This is a genomic window from Massilia sp. CT11-108 (assembly GCF_047302915.1).
Classification (GTDB): Bacteria; Pseudomonadota; Gammaproteobacteria; order Burkholderiales; family Burkholderiaceae_D; genus Telluria; species Telluria orientalis.
The window spans coordinates 1-2,335 of record NZ_JBKYMO010000694.1; the positions used below are offsets into that span (position 1 = coordinate 1).

2 protein-coding genes and 2 pseudogenes are annotated in these 2,335 nt (G+C 69.1%); 1 reads left to right on the plus strand and 3 read right to left on the minus strand.

What is annotated here, in order from left to right; translation table 11 throughout:
- The coding region (locus tag ACEN88_RS29540) for a GlxA family transcriptional regulator (RefSeq protein WP_413345430.1) at window positions 1-703 on the plus strand (703 nt) is incomplete at its 5' end.
- Here the strand turns inward: ACEN88_RS29540 and ACEN88_RS29545 are convergent.
- The 3 genes and pseudogenes from ACEN88_RS29545 to ACEN88_RS29555 form a co-directional block, all read right to left on the minus strand.
- A pseudogene (locus ACEN88_RS29545) lies at window positions 676-1,191 on the minus strand (SDR family oxidoreductase); the annotation flags it as partial. The gene ACEN88_RS29540 and the pseudogene ACEN88_RS29545 sit on opposite strands and share 28 nt — an antisense overlap.
- Window positions 1,192-1,385: 194 nt before the next feature.
- A pseudogene (locus tag ACEN88_RS29550) lies at window positions 1,386-1,644 on the minus strand (NAD-dependent epimerase/dehydratase family protein); the annotation flags it as partial.
- A gap of 13 nt (window positions 1,645-1,657) precedes the next feature.
- On the minus strand, window positions 1,658-2,137 hold the full coding sequence (locus ACEN88_RS29555; protein ID WP_413345432.1) for a carboxymuconolactone decarboxylase family protein: 480 nt from the start codon (window positions 2,135-2,137) through the stop codon (window positions 1,658-1,660).
- Window positions 2,138-2,335 lie beyond the last annotated feature (198 nt).

Genomic DNA, 2,335 nt, shown 5'->3' on the forward strand with positions numbered 1-2,335 from the left:
GGGCACGACGGTCGACTGGATCGCCGGCGCCGCGCCGCACGCGCGCCGCGTCACGTCCGTGTGTACGGGCGCGTTCCTGCTCGCGCAGGGCGGGTTGCTGGATGGACGGCGCGTGGCGACGCACTGGAACATGGCGGACGTGCTGGAACAACGCTTCCCCGCGCTCGAAGTGGACCGCGACGCGATCTTCGTGCGCCAGGATCCCGTGTGGACGTCGGCGGGCGTCACGGCCGGCATCGACCTCGCGCTGGCGCTCGTCGAAGAAGATTGCGGGCGCGCGCTCGCGATGGACGTCGCGCGCGAACTGGTCGTGTTCATGAAGCGCGCCGGCGGGCAGGCGCAGGAGAGCGAACTGCTGCGCGCCCAGGTGCGCGACGACGCGGCATTCGACGCGCTGCACGGCTGGATCCTCGACAATCTGCACGACGCCGGTCTCACCGTGGAACGCCTGGCCGCACAGGTCCATATGAGTGCCCGCAACTTCGCCCGCGTCTACAAGCAGAAGACCGGCCGCCCGCCGGCGAAGGCGGTGGAACTGTTCCGCATCGGCGCGGCGAAGCGCATGCTGGAACAGTCGGAAGCGAATCTCGCCCAGATCGCCCGCCAGTGCGGCTTCGGCGACGAGGACCGCATGTGCACCGCGTTCCGGCGTCACCTGGACGAGACGCCGTCGGCCTACCGCAAGCGGTTCGCCGGCGCCTGAGCCTGCAGCCAGTTGCCGATGCGGCTGGCGCCGAGGCGCGCGGGTCCCTGCGGCACCAGCGTGTCCTCCTTGAGCTCCGCGCCGAAATAGCGCGCGTGGACGTCGGCGCGCACCGTGCGCGTGTCCCCCCTGGCCGCGAGGTAGTCGCGCACGAGGTCGGACAGGCGGAAGCGGTCCGGCCCCGCGATCTCGACGATGCCGTTCACGGGCGCACCGAGGACCACATCCGCCAGCGCCGCCGCCACGTCGTCCGAGGCGATGGGCTGGATGAACGCGGGCGACAGGGCGATCGTGTCGTCCTGGCCCGCCGCTGCGGCCGCAGTTGCAACCGCGCCGAGGAATTCGAAGAACTGCGTCGAGTGCACGATGGTGTACGGCAGGCCGGACGCGCGAATGAGCTCTTCCTGCGCGATCTTGGCGCGGAAGTAGCCGCTCTCGGCGAGGCGCTGCGTGCCGACGACGGACAAGGCCACGTGGTGGCCCCCCCCCCCCCCGCGGGGGGGCCCCCCCCGGGGAAATTAAAAAAAAAAAAAACCGGGGGGGGGGGGGGTTGTTTTTTTGGGGGGGGGGGTTGGCCCCGGGGGGGGGTCCCTGGGGGTTTAAATAAAAAAACACAATTTTGGGGGTGGGGGGTTTTTCCCCGGTGGTGCCCCCCCTTTCCTTTGCCGGGGGCCGCCCAGACCGCCCGGGGGGGGGCCAGCCAGCAGGTTGCGGCCCGAGGTCGTGAAGAATTCGAGGACGGCGTCGTCCGCGAACGACGGCGAGTTCGCCACGTCCACGACGACGTCGCAGCCTTCCAGCGCGGCGTCCAGGCCTTCGCCCGTCAGCGTGTTCACGCCCGAGTTGGGGGACGCGGCCAGCGCTTCATGGCCGCGGGAACGGAGCAGGGTCACGAGCTTGCTGCCGATGAGGCCCGTGCCGCCGATGACGACGATATTCATGGATGTCTCCCTGTCAGGCGAGGTTGGCGCGGTCCAGGCCGAAGTCCTTGTCGTACGAACCCGGCACCGCCTGGAACGCGACGTTGATGCGGTTCCACGCATTGATCGCCATGATTTCGTACGTCAGGTCCACGAGTTCCTGCTCCGTGAGCTGGGTGCGCACGCGCTCGTAGATCTCGTCCGGCACGCCCTCGCGCGACAGCGTCGTCAACGCTTCCGTCCACGCCAGCGCCGCCCGTTCGCGCGGGGCGAACAGGGTCGATTCGCGCCACGCGGCCAGGTGGTGCAGGCGCAGCGCGCGCTCGCCGTGGATCGTGGCCTGCTTCACGTGCATGTCGATGCAGAAGGTGCAGCCGTTGATCTGCGACGCGCGGATGGCGACGAGGTCGCGGATGCTTTCCTCGATGCTGCCGTCGTTGATCAGGGTGCCCAGTTCGACGAGCTTCTTGAAGAGGGCGGGGGACTGTTTGAGGTAGTTGATACGCTGGGACATCTCGTTCTCCTTGGTGGTTGTGGTACGAAAGGAGTGTAGGCAGCGCGCCGCGCGGCCGGTAGGCGGCTGGCCGGCCGCACGGTGGTGCCAAAAAAGCACCAATGAGCGCACCAATGAGCGCACCAATCAGCGCGACAGGCGCACCCCGGCGACGACGAGCAGCAGCGCGGGCCCCAGCCGCCACCAGCTGCCCGCGGC